Below are 18089 nucleotides of genomic sequence, written 5' to 3' on the forward strand. Positions count from 1 at the left end.
CGGGCTATAATTTGCAATGAAATGGTATCGAAGTATGAGTGAAGAGCAGTTACCATTTTGAAAATATCACTTGCTCTGCCTTTTGGTATCTGGAATTGCAAATTGACTTCTGGTAATGTTTCATGAGTTTCTGTTTTAGGAGTATGGGTAGGATCCTGTACTACATCCGGTTGTGAAGCAGTGTAGGTGCTACCATGATAGGTTGTGGTAGTTGTAGTGGTAGTTGTAATAGTTTGTTGCCTTATTAGTTCTTCGCATAATTCTTTTCTAATTATTATTTCATTACCAGTGAGACTAACAGATGCTTTTTCTTTATAATAAGTACATTGTGGAGTATTACCGTTGAGTAAGCCTAAACCAAAAAGGCCTTTTTCAACACCTTCTGTAATTGCTTCTTGCAGAATTATTTTGCCCTGTAACCTTGGCTCACCAGGAGTTCTGTAGCAAGCATTGGCAATTTGCTCAGTTACAATGTATTCATTTTTCCCTAAATATTTTTCTTTAATTACAAGCGGAGCAAGCTTTTCAATAATATCATTATTCTGTTTGAGCTTTTCATAAATTTCTTCATCAAGTGATTTTTGTACTCCATACGTTGGAATGCCAAGGTCATCTTCTTTGTATGCATCTCTTGTTGGAATTATAATTGTCCTATATAATTTTCTAATTGACTCTTTAACATCTGACTCCAATTTTTTTAATTCGCTTTTAATCAGCTTTCGCTGATCATCATTTATTGGCAAACTTTTATCATTATCTATTGCTTGGTATGCTTTATATTTTTTAATTGTTGTTAAAAATCCTTGCCGTTCAATTTCAAGAGGAACAAGAAAAAATATTGTGTTGCAATTAACTCGTGGGGTATTACCCTTATTTTTAATTATTGTTATGACTTTTTCTGGATTTAATTGTCGCAATACTACAAGTTTTAAGTCTTCATTATCAGCTATTGCTGATGTATCTTCCTGCCATATATATACCTGAAAACGTCTATTTGACAATGACTGCTTCAGTAATTCAAATTCTAATTCGGTAATATCTTTTTCGTTAATGTTTTCCATTTTGGTTAAAACAATACGATTGATGTTTGGCTGGTTGGAAAATAAATATCTATCATTTTGGACCTGGAAATAAAAAAGCTTGCTTTTAAGCTGTTCAACTGCTTCAGCTACCACACTTGCAGGATTATTGACCGTTGTTGCCGAACGCTTAATTTCGGCTAGCGATGACCCTTTTTCCAAACCGCCAGAAAATGAATACATAAAAATCGTTGTTGATGCTCGTGTAGCAAGATGTAATCCCTTATAAGCATCTCCTAAACTTATATCTATCTTTTTACTGCCTGCTTCTGCATCAGTTATATCCTGAGCAATAACGCTGTTATACTCATTGCCAATATGTTTTAATAATTCCTGTCGTATTTCAGGGTTTGCAAGATTAAAATCAGCTAGGCTAATATACGGTTTGGTACTATCTTTTAATGATGCCACCACAAGTGAAAGAAGGCGCAAAACGCCACGAGTACGTTGAAAAGTTGGGAAACTTCCCCACCTTTGGTATAACACATCTATTACTTCAGGAAGGAATGGATATGAATTGATAAATCTGTCTCTGTATTCGGTAGCTTCCATACCTGCAGGCAAAATGCCCTCATTTTGAATAAAATTAACAAATTCTTGTACAGTATTTATTACTTGATTATGATTGACAGTAACAAAGAGCCGCTGCCGTATTACCTTTGCAATTTCAGATTCATCAACCGGTGTATAAATTTTTTCAATTCTTCCTACAACTTTCTGTAACTGACTGTAAAAACGCTCAGCTTCATGGTCATAATGCTCCATTATACTTGAAGGAAGCGTCACAATGAGGGCTGTTTTTTCAAGGATAGAAATAACTTCGGTTAACTCCTGCATAAATGCCATTGTCTGTGCAGCAAGCGTGCTGCTTTCAACTGGTGTGCCAGCTGCTTTTGTGATGTATTCAAGCAATTCGTCCATTAAGATAACAAGAGGTTGATGAGGTAGTAACACTTGTTTTAATTTTTCTTTACCTGGTGATGTACGTTCAGTTAAAATTTTATTACTGCCCGTGAGCTGTTTTTCAATAATACTCCACAGTGTATCAGTAGCGCTTAAATTAGTACCAACAATAACAATGACTTTTGCATTCCATTCCTTTGCCTTATGCATTATTGCAATAAGTGAATGAGTTTTACCACCACCAAAAGGTGTTTGGATTTGTATTGTTGGATCGCCACCCTTGCCATTAATTCGCTTTAGTATAATTTCCATTAGGTTAGTGAGACCTTTTGTCATATATGTTTTTTGGAAAAAGAGGGCAGAATCTTTGTATTCTGCAGGGCCACGGTTGTGATACGCCTCCCAAAGGTCAGCGGCAAATATATCCATAGTAAGCCGCCCTTCAAGAATGTCTTTATGTGGAATAGCTATTGTGTGAAATGCATTCATACGTTTTACCTCACAGGGTAGTGTTTAATCATTAAATAATTTTTGATTGTTATTTTTATCATCGATGTTCTTTTGTAATCGTTCTTTACCAGCCAAAAACCCATCCAAAAGCTTTTTTTCTTTACTGTCTACTGGTAAACATTCAGATATTGCCTGAGCCACACGGTAAAATGCTTCGCTTTTACCGTAGCCGCTTTCAGAAAGCCTTTTGAGCAAATCGGTTTGTTTGCTCTTTTCCCATAAAATGAGCACATGATGCAGTACATCAATAAGCTCGTTTGATTTTTCCAGCTCTTCAATTTTCCTATCTTGTGGTCCAAGGGTGCTTACAAATTCTTTTTCTTTTAATATAAAAGTATTTTTATTCCAGTACTGGGTAAGGTCAATCCCGCAGCTTGTGGCTAGCTTGCGCGCTTCATCAAATTGCACTTTTGCTTCGCCGTATTCCCAGCGGTAAAGCACATAAAAACGGGTAAGTTCGTTAATTTCGGCAGCAAAGCCATTATGCAAAATTTTGCGTACGGCATAATCAGTTGCAAGTTTGCGTATATCCTCAAGCATTACATCCGCGCGTATAATGGTGCCTTCATAGTCCATCACCTTTTGATATTTGCCAAATACTTCAATACCTGATCCAATTGCGGCAATAAAAAAGTCCGCTCCGCTAATGCCTTCCGCCCACAAGCGATCAAGCTTTTGATTCATATAGTTTTTCAGCTCTTCCTTAACCTCGTTGTAAAAGCCAGTTTCTATGCGCTCAAGCTTGCGCGCAACAATGTAAATGGAAGAAGCCAATGAAGCTGTTTCTTTAGCATTCAGGCGTGCCTGCATTTCGGTATTTATTGGCCAGGATGCGTTTACAACCAAACCGCTGTCTAAAAGGGCATTTATGACTGTTTCCCAACCAGCAGTGGATTTATGAGCATAGACAATAACAGCAATGCCGCCAGGCTTTAATATGCGATACATTTCTTTGAATGAAAGCGATAGTTGTCCTTCAAAAAATATTTTAGCTTTTTCTTTATCCTTATGAAGAGTTACATTTGCAATAATTTCACCACTTTTTGGGGTAAGTGGAGTTGCAAAAAGATCCGGGAATAAATGTCCCACAGTGCGCTTGAGCCATACATAAAAAAAATCTGATAGCACTGCATAACTTACATTATCATAATATGGGGGATCGGTAAGCACTGCATCAAAATAATTATCAGGATAGGGGAGGTTAACTGCTGAAAATTGTGTTGTCATTAGTGTTATTAATTTGCTGTTTATTTTTAAAGATGAATAACTTTGTATTTGCAGTATATGTTCTAAAGCATTAATTATCCAAGTTATTGATGAATACCAATCAGCGTTTCCACCTATAATATTTCCCTCAGAATAATCCCAAGTCATAGCTAATGCTTGTCTACCCATTCCAGGATTTATTAGTTCTCGTGTATTATGCCAGTATCCTAATGATGTTTGGTAAATGGATATTCTATCTATACCAATCCCCAAATACACCGTAACCGCTTTTGCAAATTCCTCAAGTGTGGTTTTTACTTCAATATTCTTTTCATCTTTATTTGGTTCATATGCGTTTGTTAGTGATTGTTGTAAAGGTATCGTATGCAATTGGCTGCACATCATTTCATAGGCTCTGCGCACAGCATCAGCAAAAACTAATAAGCTAAGTTTTTGACGTGGATTAAAAAGATCGCCCCATTTTTTGAATCCATAACCCCTTCCTGCAACTGTTGTGGGGTCATCCTGATCCATATCTTCATCCGGAACTGGTTCCATTCCCCACTTTTCACGCAACTCACTTATTTTAGTTTCAAGCGCTTGCTTTGCTTTTTCAAAGATGCGTATATCATCATCTGTAGCCAGACGGTAGTATTTGCCACTTTTGTTTGAAAGAGTATACACCACTGCAACCATCCGCTCGCCAGCTTTGCCGCTTTGAAACAGCTTGCGTGTGGTTTTATCATCAATCACTGCACCGCAAGCAGGGCAACGCACATTGGCTCGCGCTACAGTTCCTTCTTGGGGGTTAAAACCTTTTGGCCATGGATTGTAGCCATCTATCCCTTGCGCTACAATTTCAAATACAACAGGGTTACCTGCACCGCGTACCACAGGGTGCAGGGCAATCTTTTTTTTATCTTTTTTTGCCAGCCAGTACTGTCGCATCAAAGGTATTTCAATTGCGCAGGCTGGATTTTGGCAGGGAACAGTGCGTGCCCATATATAGCCAACCGGGGTTTGGTTTTTCACTGGACTTTCATAAAATTGAGCTAATTCTTTTTTAGCTTCTTCAAGTACCCAGTTACCCCAGTATTGTACTGCAGCAAGAAGCGGATTGGTATGACCTGCATAATCGCCATAAGGCAAAGTATTAGATTCGCTATGTTTATTTGATATACTCGTTTTGCTTTCAATATTGTGATGCAATAGCTTCAATTTCCCAAATTTTTGTGGATACTCAAGCGTTGCTTTTTCAATGAGCACGGCAACCGGGTTATAGTCGTTTGCATAGGCTGCGCATCCAAGTCGCATCGCTTCAAGAGGATACGAACCTCCACCAGAAAATGGATCAATGACTTTGGGCGGTACACCCCCATTTGCTTTCAAAATTTCTTTTATTGCTTTTTCAACAATTTGTGAGTTGTTTGAATTTTCCCATTTAGATAGCTCTATAATAAAATTTCTTTTATTTTGCCATTCTAGTGGGTCTTGTGGCATGGGAACAAGTGCTGCGAATGCGGTTGCGCGGCTTGCTGCCAATGGTCGCCGTGCCCACCATATATGTAACGTGCTTATATGACCGTGGCGTATGTTTTTTTCTTTAGCTGAAATTTCACTCACCTCTTTTACAGGGAATGAGGCTTCAATGAAACGTTTGTCATTCATTGTTTTGTCCCTTTATTGATAATCTGATCAATATTGATATAGTATCGTACTATCTTTTTTTGCGGTTCAATCGTCTTTGCTGGGTTTTTAATGATATGCAGTTGGGGATTTTTTGATGCGTTGAGTACCACATAAAGATAATAATCGTCTTCAAAGCGATGTGCCTTAAACCATTCATTTTGTGTTAATTCAACATCACCTATCGCTGCTCGTGCTTTGACTTCAATGTATCGTATATTTCCTGAACTATCGCTTGATCGTATGTCAAAACCTAAATTTTGCGCAGATACATCTTCAGGATTTCTTCCCTGACTTTTTTCGTATTCCATTGCAATGCGTATGCCAATAGCTTCAATTTCTTCATCACTAGTCATGTCGTCGTTTTTAGTTTTACCCGGGTATGGTGTAACCTTCACAATCCCAAGAAAACGTGGCATGCTCATGGTAAGGTTTTGTTCTTGCTCAACGCGGATTTTCAATTCTTCAAGAGCTTTTTCATATCCTTTTTTGCGGTCTTCTTTATTTCTGATGACAATATCTACATTTTCTCCTTTGTGTTTTCGGTCATTTAGGTCAATTAGTTCGTAATCAAGTTTATTTATTAAATATTCTAATGACCTCATGCCATATTTCAGTTTAATTTGGGCCTGGCGTTTACGTTCTTCAAGTAGTTCGTTTTTATAGAGTTCTAGTTTATGTATGGCATGGTTTTTGACTTTGTTAATACATTCGGGTATCGAAATAGTATTATATGTTGGGTTATTTTCCTCAACCAGATCCCATAAAATAAATGGTGATATAGATTTTATAACATCCTGGTTTATATAAAATGAAAGTAATCGCTTTCCTGCAATACTTCCAGTTCCATCTTTAATTTCACCTTCAAAAAAAAGAATATGTCCATCAAGATTGCCATCTGGATCATAAAATTGTGCACCTGAAAAAATCGTAGCATGAAAGTTATTCTCAACCCATTGTAAAACAGCTTCAAAAAGAGGATGTCCAAAAGAAATAAACTCTGCAGCAGGATTTTTTTGTGCAGCTTCTTTATCAAATGTTACAACGGGATATTTTTTTACAATGCTTCCATAAGACCGTTTAAATGCCTCATTATCCGCAATTTTTTTTATTTCAGACGGTATGGATTCAATTGCTAAAAAACCATTGTCAAGATGTTTAATTTTGCCATCACATTTTTCAAATGCTTTAATAAAAAAGTTTTGAGTATATTCAGGGATAAGCCGCTGTTCTTTTGCTTTTTGCGACAGCTCTTTAATACGTGTATAATCTATGTAACGAGTTGCTAATGTTTGTCCAAGATTTTCTTTTATTTTTGCTATATAGTCTTCATCAATTTTGAAATCAATGCTTTCTATAATTTCATCTATAGTGCGAGCGTTTACTGCGGCATCTAACATGGCTTGAGTAAACTGTTTATTGTCTATAACTTCGCCAAGAACATCAAATACTTTATCACTACCTAAAGCATTTTTAATTTCTTCAATTTTTTGAAATAGCCGTGTCATAACACGTCCTTCTCTAGTATCGCTTGCCACAAGATTGTGTATAAAAACTTCACGTGTCTGGCCATATCTGTGAATTCTACCCATTCGTTGTTCTAATCTATTGGGGTTCCATGGTATATCATAATTAATCATAAGATTGCAAAATTGCAAGTTTATACCTTCACCAGCTGCTTCAGTTGCAATTAGTAGTTCTGTTTCATTTTTAAATACACTCTCAGCTCGGATACGTTCTTCTAATTTCATTCCACCATGAATTGTATTAACTTTGTAACCCCATTGACTTAGTTTTGTTTTCAAATATTCTAGTGTGTCGCGCGATTCAGTGAAAATTAATATTTTTCGTTTATGTAGTTCTTGTACTTTTTTACTCAACTCTTCCAAAGATTCCTTTAATTTTTTTAACTTTATCTCTTCCTCTTTTTCAATAATATATAAAGCTTTGCTAATCAGGTCATCAATTATAACAATCTCTTTCTTTAATTCCTCTACGGTTTCGGCTGCACTTAATACCTCCCATTCATTTTCTTGTTCCCATCGTTCTTCTTCAGACATTTCTTCAATATCATCTATATCACTAACTTCATATATCTTTTTTGTTGAGGGGTTATTATTTAGTTCTTCTAAACGTTGTTTTCTACGTTTCAAAGATTGTAATAATGCATATGTACTTGAAGCCAATCGTCTTTGTAATATAACTAGGGCAAAAGCTATATTTCTTTTCTTATTTTTTGATAAAGCCAAATTATACTGGCTTTCAACATATTTTGATAACTCATTATATAATTCTTTTTCATGAGGTGAGTTTGTTCCTAATTCAAAAGTTATGGTATGCACATGCCTTGGTAAGAAAAGGGGGTTCCCATCAAAGTCATAAAGATCTTCTTTGATCCTGCGGATAAATAAAGGATTATCTTTGTTGTCAATAGATTCTTTTATAATTTCATTGGAAGCAAAAAAGCCTTGCCGCAGTAAATCAAGGAATAACCTAAAATTTTCAGGATCACCTTTATGAGGTGTTGCAGTCAAAAAAAGTAAATGATGAGATCTTGATGATAAAATTTCACCAAGTTTATATCGTTCGGATTTATCTACCTTTTCACCATATCGATATGCACTCATTTTGTGTGCTTCATCAACTATGATAAGGTCAAAATGTGTGGCTGCTAAGGTTTGGCGCACATCATCTCTTTTGGCAAAATCAATTGAAGTTATGATTTGATTTTCCTTATCCCATATGTTTGTTCTGTATACAGCATCAAATCGATTGCGGTCAACAACCTCAAACGTTTCATCAAATCTTTCTTTTAGTTCGCGACGCCATTGATCCTTGAGGTGACCTGGACTAACTATAAGAATTCTTTTTACTACTTGACGCAATTTTAACTCCTTGATAATTAACCCTGCCATTATTGTTTTACAAGCACAAGGATCATCAGCAATCATAAACCGTATTTGGGGATATTTCAATATGTATCCATATACTGCTTCAATTTGATGCGGCAAAGGGTCCACTTTTGATACGTTTACAGCCAACAATGGATCATACATAGAGGCAAATCGGTAGCGTAATGCTTCAATGGCACAAAAAACTTTCCATGCTTCGCTAAATAAAGAGCCCGTTTGCGAAAGGTTCTTAATTTGAGATAATTCACTAATTGGAATTACCTGATCAATTAGATTTCCACTTTTTGTGAGTTGTCCAACTATATTTACATATTCATTAGTGATTTGTATTTTTTTTACAACTACAGGTTCAGGCCAATGTGATGATTCAATAATATCTCCATCTATGATAGAATTAGTTATATTAACTGTTTCATTCATAAACTGTGTGAATTTAATTTTCAGAAAGTATATTTACATTATCCCTAAAGAATGTAAACTATTACGTTCTTTGTCAATTAAATTTGTAATACAATTTAATAAATAATAATTAATTAGTCTTAAAAACAATCATTTATAACTATTGATAAATTTTTCATCGTCCTTAAATATATAACAAACTAGTGACAAATAGTGTCCCTATGTAAAATTAATTTATTGATATGATTTTTGTTGTACAGATACTAAAAGAAATTAGCAAAATTAATGTTATACAAAAACAATTGATCCATCTATAATGTAATAGATTGTAAAATTTTTTAAAAACAAAATGATTAACAACATGCAATGGTAGGTATTATTGAAAAGAAAGCTAAAGTATAAAAATTCTTTTACTTTAATATCAGCTTAAAATATGTATTGGGATAATTTAGATAAAAAATTAATGGTTTAAAAAGGCATTGTTAAAGATAATTATTTAAAATTTTATTGATAAATGGTACCCCCTTTCATAATTTCTTGCCCATATCAAAAATATTATTGTAATATTGTAATATGTATTATAATAATGCACAAAAAATGATATGGGGGTTGGCTGTTCTATGACTCATCCTGAAATTATTCAAAAATATACACTAAAAAATCATGTACGCATCGTCACTGCGGCATCACTGTTTGATGGCCATGATGCATCAATTAATATTTTCCGCCGCATTATGATTGGCACTGGCGCCGAGGTCATTCACCTGGGGCACAATCGTTCGGTGTGGGAAATTGTAAAAAGCGCACTTGAAGAAGACGTGCAGGCAATTGCTGTTACTTCGTATCAGGGCGGACACGTTGAATTTTTGCAATACATGTATGATTTGCTAAAAGAAAACAATGCCCAGTCCATTAAAATATTTGCAGGTGGCGGTGGCACCATTTTACCTCATGAAATAAAAGAGCTTGAACGCTACGGCATTTGTAAAATATATTCGCCGGATGACGGTAGGGCAATGGGCCTACAGGGCATGGTCAATGACCTTTTGTCAAAGTGTGATTACCCGGTGGGCAATATTACACATCTTGATATTGAAGGAATAAAGCAAAAAAATATCAGGGCGATAGCAACTGCAATCTCTGCCTGTGAAAATTTCCGTGATACAGTAAAAGCTGATATTGCATCCATAGAAAAGTTGACCAAAGATAATAACACTATAGTTGTGGGAATAACCGGCACAGGTGGCAGTGGTAAGTCATCACTTATTGATGAGCTGGTGCTGCGCTTTCAGCAGTCAAATCCTGACAAAACCATTGCAATACTTTCAGTTGACCCAACACGGCAGAAGACCGGAGGAGCTCTGTTAGGTGATAGAATCCGTATGAATGCCATCTATCACCCCAATGTGTATATGCGCTCACTTGCAACCCGTGGCTCAAAATCTTCAGTAAGCCACAATATTAACGATGCAATACAAATACTGAAACTTGCAGGTTATGATCTAATATTGCTTGAAACATCAGGTATTGGTCAGGCACAAACCGATGTGCTTGATTATAGCGACATATCAATGTATGTAATGACGCCAGAATACGGCGCAGCAACTCAACTTGAAAAGATTGATATGTTGGACTTTGCCGATATAGTTGTCATCAATAAATTTGATAAGCTGGGTGCGTTGGATGCACTGCGCGATGTAAAAAAACAGGTACAGCGAAATAAAGAAGCGTTTGACAAAACTCCTGATGATATGCCGGTTTTTGGAACTATCGCAAGCAGGTTTAACGATGATGGAGTAAATGTGTTATTTAACTATCTCATTGAAACAATTAATAGCAAGAGTACCACCCGGTTTTTGAATTATGTTGCTGAAAAACAAAAAAAAGATATTTTATATATTGTACCGCCAGAACGCAGTCGCTATCTATCTGAAATTACAGAAACAATTAGAAAATACAATCACAAAGCAAATGAAGAAGCACTGAAGGCACAGTACTGTTTCAGTTTAAAAAACAGCATAGAGTATTATACTCAGCACAGCGGTGATACAAAGATTATTAATGATCTTAAGAAAAAATTTGAAGAAGCATACGCTTCGTTGGATGAGGAAAGCAAAAGAATATTACAGGAGTGGGAAGATAAAAAGAACAATTATCAGGGTGAATATTATACCTACAAAGTGCGCGGGAAAGAAATTAAAGTAAAAGCTTATACACAGTCGCTATCACACACAAAAATTCCAAAAGTGTGTATGCCAAAATTTAAAAACTGGGGTGATATCGTTGCATGGAGCATGCAAGAAAATGTACCAGGACAGTTTCCTTACACTGCAGGCGTGTACCCTTTTAAACGCGAAGACGAGAACCCAACCCGTATGTTTGCAGGCGAAGGTATTGCAGAACGCACCAACAAGCGCTTTCATTATCTTTCGTACAATATGCCAGCGGTGCGGCTTTCAACAGCGTTTGATTCCGTAACACTGTATGGATTTAACCCTGATAGGCGCCCTGACATTTATGGAAAAATTGGCAACTCGGGTGTTTCAATTTCAACACTGGATGATGTAAAACGGTTATACTCTGGATTTAAATTGACCGACCCCAATACCTCGGTAAGCATGACCATCAATGGGCCTGCACCAATCATGGCTTCTTACTTTTTTAATGCTGCTATAGATCAAGAATGTGAGCTGTACATACAGCAACATGGTTTAACTGATGAAGTAAAAAAGAAGATTGAAGAATTTTACCATAAGCGAAATGCTGTGCCACCTGTGTACCGCGCATCAAAATTACCTGATGGCCATAATGGATTGGGCTTACTGCTTTTAGGCGTTACCGGTGATATGGTACTGCCAGCAGATGTTTACCACAACATAAAAAATCATACGCTGCGTACGGTGCGCGGAACTGTGCAGGCTGATATCCTTAAAGAAGAACAAGCGCAAAACACATGTATATTTTCAATTGATTTTGCACTAAAACTTATGGGCGATATGCAGGAATACTTTGTAAAACATAAAATTAATAATTTCTATTCAGTGTCTATTTCAGGGTATCATATTGCTGAGGCGGGAGCCAACCCAATTACTCAACTGGCATTTACGCTTGCTAATGGCTTTACCTATGTGGAATATTACCTGGCACGAGGCCTGCACATTGATGACTTTGGACCAAATTTATCGTTTTTCTTTTCAAACGGACTTGATCCTGAGTATTCTGTTATTGGCAGAGTTGCCCGCAGGATTTGGGCAAAGGCAATGAAATACAAGTATGGCGCAAATGAGCGCTCACAGTTGCTGAAGTATCATATACAAACATCAGGGCGTTCACTGCATTCGCAGGAAATAGAGTTTAACGATATACGTACCACATTGCAGGCGCTTTATGCGATCTACGATAATTGCAATTCACTGCATACCAATTCGTATGATGAAGCCATTACCACACCTACCGAAGAGTCCGTACGGCGAGCGCTTGCTATCCAAATGATTATTAATCAGGAATATGGATTGGCAAAGAATCAAAATCCACTGCAGGGTTCTTTTATAATTGAAGAGCTCACCAATCTTGTGGAAGAGGAAGTGCTAAAAGAATTTGATAATATCAGCGCACGGGGTGGGGTACTTGGTGCAATGGAAACCATGTATCAACGCAATAAAATCCAGGAAGAATCGCTGTACTATGAAAATAAAAAGATGACAGGGGAACTTCCCATAATTGGTGTAAATACTTTCCTTTCAAAAGATGGAAGCCCTATTCAGGTTCCAGATGAGGTAGTACGTGCAACACCGGAGGAAAAAAATATACAGCTACAATCACTGGAGGCATTTCATGCAATGTGGAATCCTGAAGCTAGCAAAGCGCTTGAAAAATTAAAAACCGCAGTGAAGCAACATGAAAATGTGTTTGAAACATTAATGGATGTGGCAAAATATTGTTCATTAGGACAGTTAACCGGTACATTGTACAGTGTTGGTGGTATGTACCGGCGAAGCATGTGAACAATATGAGTTTATTTGACAAGTCTACGTACATACCTCTTGCAGAGCGCATGCGCCCTACAACTATTGAGCAGTTTATGGGGCAAAAGCACCTGCTTTCAAAGGGCAAGCTTTTATATTCTGTTTTTGAGCAGAAAAAGGCTCTTTCACTCATACTGTGGGGTGATCCCGGCACAGGTAAAACTACACTTGCGCATTGTATTGCCAATGCATGCAACATGGATTCTTACTTTATCAGTGCAATCTCAGCAGGAGTTGCTGATGTGCGCAAGGTCATCGATAAAGGCAAAGCCAATCGTGCAGCAGGTGTGCAAACACTTCTTTTCATTGATGAAATTCACCGCTTTAACAAGGCACAGCAGGATGCAGTACTTGGTGCAGTTGAAAACGGTGACATCGTCTTAATTGGTGCAACTACTGAAAATCCGTCATTCAGTATCATAGCGCCACTTTTATCGCGCACTCGAGTGCTTCGGCTGTATCCTCTCACAGAAGATGATTTGAGGGCGATAGTTACTAATGCATTGGCCAATGACCAGGAACTATCGCACAAAAACATAACGCTTGATGCTGATGCATTAGATGTGTTGGTACAGCTTGCCATGGGTGATGCACGTCGTGCGCTCAATATTCTTGAAGCAGCCGTGTTTTTAAAAGACACAGGTACAATAGACAAAGACACAATTTTTGAAGCTTACAAAGAACAGAGCATTGCCTATGACAAAGCAGGCGACAAACATTACGATACAATTTCTGCGTTTATCAAGTCATTGCGCGGCTCTGATCCCAACGCTGCCGTGTATTATCTTGCAAGGATGCTTGTTGCAGGTGAGGATCCTGAGTTTATTGCTCGCCGTATGGTAATCTTTGCATCAGAGGATGTGGGCAATGCTTACCCGTTAGCACTTACGGTTGCTACATCCGGGATGCTTGCAGTAAAAAATGTAGGGTTACCAGAATGTGAGATAATCCTTGCCCACATGGCAACATTTTTGGCAAGCTGTCCTAAAAGCAATGCATCGTATATGGCTCTGGTGCGGGCAAAAGAAGTGGCATCACAACAGCTACACGAAATTCCTCTGTATCTGCGCAATGCTCCCACTCAACTTATGAAGCAGTTGGGATATGCAAAAGGGTACAAATACCCTCATGATTATCCCGGGCATTTTGTTGATGAGGTCTATCTACCTGAAAAAATAAAAGATTTGATTTTTTACGAACCATCTGAAGAAGGGAATGAAAAGAATATAAAACAATGGTTGGCAAAACTGTGGCCAAAAAAGTATAAAAAGGAGAATGATGCATGAACCACAAGGAACGATTGTTTGAACTGCTGTTTACTAAATCATTTATGTACAGGGATAATCCACCGTTTACACTGGTAAGCGGAAAGCAGAGCCCCTACTACTTTGACTGTAAGGCTACAACACTTGACCCCGAAGGCTGTATCTTAATAGGAAAATGTATGTATGCATTAATAAAAGATTTAAATGCAGATGCTCTTGGAGGACTTACACTTGGTGCTGATCCCATTTCCCTATCAACGGCAATGGAAGCTTATAATCATGGTAAAACGCTGTATCCGCTTATTGTACGTAAAGAGCCAAAAAAGCACGGTACGCAAAAGTGGATCGAAGGCAATACATCTGGCGTAAAAAATGTCATAGCCATTGATGATGTTATCACAACCGGTGGATCAACAATCACCGCAATTGAACGGCTTACTGAATCAGGACTAAACGTAATTGCAGCAGCAGTTATTATTGACCGCCAAGAAGGTGGCCGGGAAGCAATAGAGGAAAAAGGTATTAAAGTTTTTTCTTTGTTTACGCGATCTGATTTTGATAAAAGAAGGTTGGCATAAAAATAAGGGGCGGCGCAATTGTCGCCCCTTATTGTAATAATTAGAAGTAGTACAGCAATCCAACGTTAAGTTTTACAATTGTTGAATCTCTGTCAGCAATATCGTGCCATAAATAACGCAACTCAACCATGAGTTTCCAGGGGCCTGCTAAATCAAAATCAATACCTGCAAATCCTTCAAGACCAGCATCAGAGTCACCCTTAGATGAATCATCTTCAAAGTTATAGTAGTTCAATGCTGGACCAAAACCCAAGAAAGGTGAAAACTGTTTTTTGCCCATGAAAAACCAGTACCAGTCTAAATGTATGCCATATACATCAGCATATTCAAAATTGGCATCTTCGTTTTCCAATGAAAGAAAATCAATACCTGGCCTAAACTGCAGATTATTGAATAAAAAAGTTCCCATGTCAAAAACAATACCAAAGTTCCAGGTATCGTCATAGGCATCTGCGTAGTCATCATACATCTTACTGTAGCCGCCTTTGATGCCTATACCAGCAGCAAATACACTTGAAGCTGTAAAAACCACCAGTAACACCAGTAATAATTTTTTCATACAACCTCCTGAATTTAAGTGTGTTTAAATGTTTTTTAAATTAACAGTAGAATATAAATAAATCAAGCACAAATTATTTTTTACAAACCAAATAATACTATAAATACATATTATTTAACATACATGTAATTATTTGTCAACGCTACATGCATTCTACTCAAAAAATATCAACGAGAGCGTGCTCTTTCATGTATAATGTTAATGGATTAATATTCATAAATAAGTTAGTAAAGTCATACTCTTTTATTCATGTGGGCTTTTTGGCTCAAAGTAAAAATATATGAAAAAAATATTATTTTTTTGTAATAACAGCTTTAGCTTTAATATACAGCTTTTGAGGTGATAGCTCTATGGCTCTGTCTATATATTTTTTTGCTGCAATGTAATCGCCGCTTTTATAGGCATATTTTGCCATAAGGTAATTTAAGCGATGAAATTGCGTATCTATCTTTGATGCTTTTTTTAAAACATGAAATGCTTCATTATAGCGTTGCTTTTTTGCATAATAGTGTGCAAGGTCAATATACGCTCCAATAAAGTTTGGATTGAGCTTTATTGACTTTTTTATAAGCTCAATAGCTTTGTCATAGAATCCCTGTGATGCCCACTGTAGCGCCATTTCATACAGGTCTTCAGACTCAATGTCATCGTAATACTTTGGCATATAATTTGTTGGTAAAATTTAGTTAAAATTTTTTATTTTTGAAACTCCACAGGTACAGCTGATGTAATGTCAATTGTAAAATTGTAAAAATTGTTTGAAAATGCTGTAATTTTAAGGCGATAGCTCCCTTTATTAAGCCTTTTGAGTGGATCATTTGTGTCATTGCAAACGTTTATATTGCTTTGAAATCGCCAGTTTATGTCAAAATTTTTTGCTAGCTCAGTGTAAACAGGCTTTGGAGGTTTTTTTGGAAAATGCGACACATCAACAAATGATTCAAGTATAAAGCCGCAACGCACCCTTTTTCCATTTTTATCCTGGGCAATAACAGTTATATCTAGACACTGAGTGTTTTGAATCAATTCAAAATATACTTCATAGGTTGGTGTTTTATCGATAAGATCTTTGCTTTTTGGCAGTGTTAACGTATCAGCTGAAAAAGAATATACCTGTGATTTTTGTTGATTATTGGAGACAGTAGAGCATGAAGAAACTAATGAGATAATAAATAAAATGATAATACTATAATAAAAAGATTTTTTCATGACTAATTTCCAATATTACAATTGATTAAGATAATATACAGTTGTTGTTTTTAGTTTTCAATAGAAAAATGATTATTGATGTAAGCAAGATTCCGGATCAAGTCCGGAATGACGCCACAGTAAGTCATGCTGAACTTGTTTCAGCATCTGAATACAAGCAAGATTCCGGGACAAGCCCGGAATGACGCCACAGTAAGTCATGCTGAGCTTGACTCAGCATCTCAATGTAAGCAAGATTCCGGATCAAGTCCGGAATGACGTTGGAGTGAATATTCCGCGTCAAGCCCGGAATGACGTCAGAGTAAGTCATGCTGAACTTGATTCAGCATCTCAATGTAAGCAGGATTCCGGGTCAAGACCGGAATGTCAGAGTAGGTTTATATTCCGGAACAAGCTCGCAATGACACCACAGCAAGTCATGCTGAAATATAAATTCTACTATAGTCATCGTGGTACATATAATATAGTAACATCAGTAGTGGTAACATGTTTTTCTATTTTATTGTCATCAATATTATATATTACAAGACCATTATAATTTATATCTGCAAGTTTTGAAGATATCACTAAATGATTACTGTCAAGTGAATCTATATTAAAACTTCCTGCTGAGCCAAAATTGTGAAGAGTTGGATAATTATTATCAGAGATAATTTGTTTGAGTAAATATTGGCCTGTTTCATATACAATGACAAAAACTTTGTCATCATCGGTAACCGTAACATCAATTAGTGAATTTCCTACAACAGTTGTATAGTTTAGTGAACTCGTTGTATTCTGTGTAATCCTGAATATGGAGTTTGCATTGTTGTAATTCCATATATAAAAATAATTTTTAGTTCTGTATCCGCCAAATGAGTTGGTTAGTGAAATACCTAAATTTGCGGTAAATAGTGGAGTACCTGGGTTATTCATAGTATAAATATTTACATCGTTTGCATTTGGCTGAGCAATGTATATTTCAGAATTAAATCCATTAAATATATCTAATGAATTTGCAGGGAATGGCCCAGCTGTTTGAATCCATATAGAGTTTTCAGATAATTGATTTAAGTATAAACTGGTAATGTCAAAACAGACAAACGAATCATGAAGTCCTATAACATTATTATAGCTGGGTGGTTGCGTTGTTACAACAGCCCATGTTGTTAAATCATTTTGAATTAATATTGTATTGCTGCCATCAAATACAATAACTTCACCTTTTCTATTGACAGATATGTCTAATGGAGGATTTGTTAATACTGGTGAAAGTTTAAATGTTTTTACATAATATAAATTTGCCAGTATAAGAGTATAGTCAACTCCATCAAACGCGATGGCATAGGCAGTTCGTGATTTTCCGCTTGCTATATCGTACATGTTAAGGCGGTCACATGCTACAAAGAAAAAAACTAAAAATGATAATGTCATGTGTAATAACTTTTTACCAATATTCATAAAAAGATCCTTTATTATAGTGTGTATATACTTTAAGTACATATAATATATATTGCGTAGTATATTAGGTCAACTTATAAAAGCTTACTGTACCTAATTATTCATGCAGGTTCAACTAAAAAATAATGGAAATTCCCAAAGCTATTTTTTTAGTATGTTTTTCTTAATGTAGATATATACATATAATGTATCAAATAACTACTTTCTTTATCTTTACTATAGTAGATTATTAAGGAGAATAGTAGTATTTGATGTACCTATAATTTTTAAAAATATTGTTGCACATTTAACGCTATGATGCAACTAATTACACTTTGT

10 protein-coding genes are annotated in these 18089 nt (G+C 36.4%); 3 read left to right on the forward strand and 7 right to left on the reverse strand.

The window, feature by feature from the left end:
- The 3 genes from N3F66_11750 to N3F66_11760 form a co-directional block, all read right to left on the reverse strand.
- A partial coding sequence (locus N3F66_11750) for an AAA family ATPase (protein ID MCX8124816.1) occupies positions 1-2471 on the reverse strand: 2471 nt, incomplete at its 3' end.
- A gap of 24 nt (positions 2472-2495) precedes the next feature.
- Positions 2496-5366, reverse strand: coding sequence for a DUF1156 domain-containing protein (locus N3F66_11755; protein ID MCX8124817.1), 2871 nt, complete (start codon positions 5364-5366; stop codon positions 2496-2498).
- The gene (locus tag N3F66_11760) at positions 5363-8716 is read right to left on the reverse strand and encodes a helicase-related protein (GenBank protein MCX8124818.1); all 3354 of its coding nucleotides are present in this window, start codon (positions 8714-8716) and stop codon (positions 5363-5365) included. Before N3F66_11760 ends, N3F66_11755 begins: the two co-directional genes overlap by 4 nt.
- A 599-nt stretch (positions 8717-9315) precedes the next feature.
- Between N3F66_11760 and N3F66_11765 the strand changes: the two genes are divergently transcribed.
- From N3F66_11765 to pyrE, 3 genes are read left to right on the forward strand one after another with little or no spacing between them, the layout of a single operon-like run.
- Complete coding sequence (locus N3F66_11765) at positions 9316-12699, forward strand: methylmalonyl-CoA mutase family protein (protein MCX8124819.1); 3384 nt, start codon at positions 9316-9318, stop codon at positions 12697-12699.
- Between the two features lie 5 nt (positions 12700-12704).
- Positions 12705-14006, forward strand: coding sequence for a replication-associated recombination protein A (locus tag N3F66_11770; GenBank protein MCX8124820.1), 1302 nt, complete (start codon positions 12705-12707; stop codon positions 14004-14006).
- Complete coding sequence (gene pyrE / locus N3F66_11775; GenBank protein MCX8124821.1) at positions 14003-14563, forward strand: orotate phosphoribosyltransferase; 561 nt, start codon at positions 14003-14005, stop codon at positions 14561-14563. The genes N3F66_11770 and pyrE overlap by 4 nt, the downstream gene beginning before the upstream one ends.
- Positions 14564-14603: 40 nt before the next feature.
- Here the strand turns inward: pyrE and N3F66_11780 are convergent, their stop codons facing one another.
- The 4 genes from N3F66_11780 to N3F66_11795 form a co-directional block, all read right to left on the reverse strand.
- Positions 14604-15122, reverse strand: coding sequence for an outer membrane beta-barrel protein (locus N3F66_11780; GenBank protein ID MCX8124822.1), 519 nt, complete (start codon positions 15120-15122; stop codon positions 14604-14606).
- Positions 15123-15414: 292 nt separating this feature from the next.
- Positions 15415-15786, reverse strand: coding sequence for a tetratricopeptide repeat protein (locus N3F66_11785; protein MCX8124823.1), 372 nt, complete (start codon positions 15784-15786; stop codon positions 15415-15417).
- A gap of 32 nt (positions 15787-15818) precedes the next feature.
- The gene (locus tag N3F66_11790) at positions 15819-16331 is read right to left on the reverse strand and encodes a hypothetical protein (protein ID MCX8124824.1); all 513 of its coding nucleotides are present in this window, start codon (positions 16329-16331) and stop codon (positions 15819-15821) included.
- 444 nt (positions 16332-16775) lie between these two features.
- Complete coding sequence (locus N3F66_11795) at positions 16776-17771, reverse strand: hypothetical protein (protein ID MCX8124825.1); 996 nt, start codon at positions 17769-17771, stop codon at positions 16776-16778.
- Positions 17772-18089: the final 318 nt, after the last annotated feature.

This window comes from Spirochaetota bacterium (assembly GCA_026414805.1).
GTDB lineage: Bacteria > Spirochaetota > UBA4802 > UBA4802 > UB4802 > UBA4802.

Excerpts from the sequence above, each read along its gene's own strand:
- N3F66_11760 (MCX8124818.1), bottom strand. The coding sequence starts at position 8,716 with ATGAATGAAACAGTTAATATAACTAATTCTATCATAGATGGAGATATT.
- N3F66_11755 (MCX8124817.1), bottom strand. The coding sequence starts at position 5,366 with ATGAATGACAAACGTTTCATTGAAGCCTCATTCCCTGTAAAAGAGGTG.
- N3F66_11790 (MCX8124824.1), bottom strand. The coding sequence starts at position 16,331 with ATGAAAAAATCTTTTTATTATAGTATTATCATTTTATTTATTATCTCA.
- pyrE (MCX8124821.1), top strand. The coding sequence starts at position 14,003 with ATGAACCACAAGGAACGATTGTTTGAACTGCTGTTTACTAAATCATTT.
- N3F66_11780 (MCX8124822.1), bottom strand. The coding sequence starts at position 15,122 with ATGAAAAAATTATTACTGGTGTTACTGGTGGTTTTTACAGCTTCAAGT.
- N3F66_11795 (MCX8124825.1), bottom strand. The coding sequence starts at position 17,771 with ATGAATATTGGTAAAAAGTTATTACACATGACATTATCATTTTTAGTT.
- N3F66_11765 (MCX8124819.1), top strand. The coding sequence starts at position 9,316 with ATGACTCATCCTGAAATTATTCAAAAATATACACTAAAAAATCATGTA.
- N3F66_11785 (MCX8124823.1), bottom strand. The coding sequence starts at position 15,786 with ATGCCAAAGTATTACGATGACATTGAGTCTGAAGACCTGTATGAAATG.
- N3F66_11770 (MCX8124820.1), top strand. The coding sequence starts at position 12,705 with ATGAGTTTATTTGACAAGTCTACGTACATACCTCTTGCAGAGCGCATG.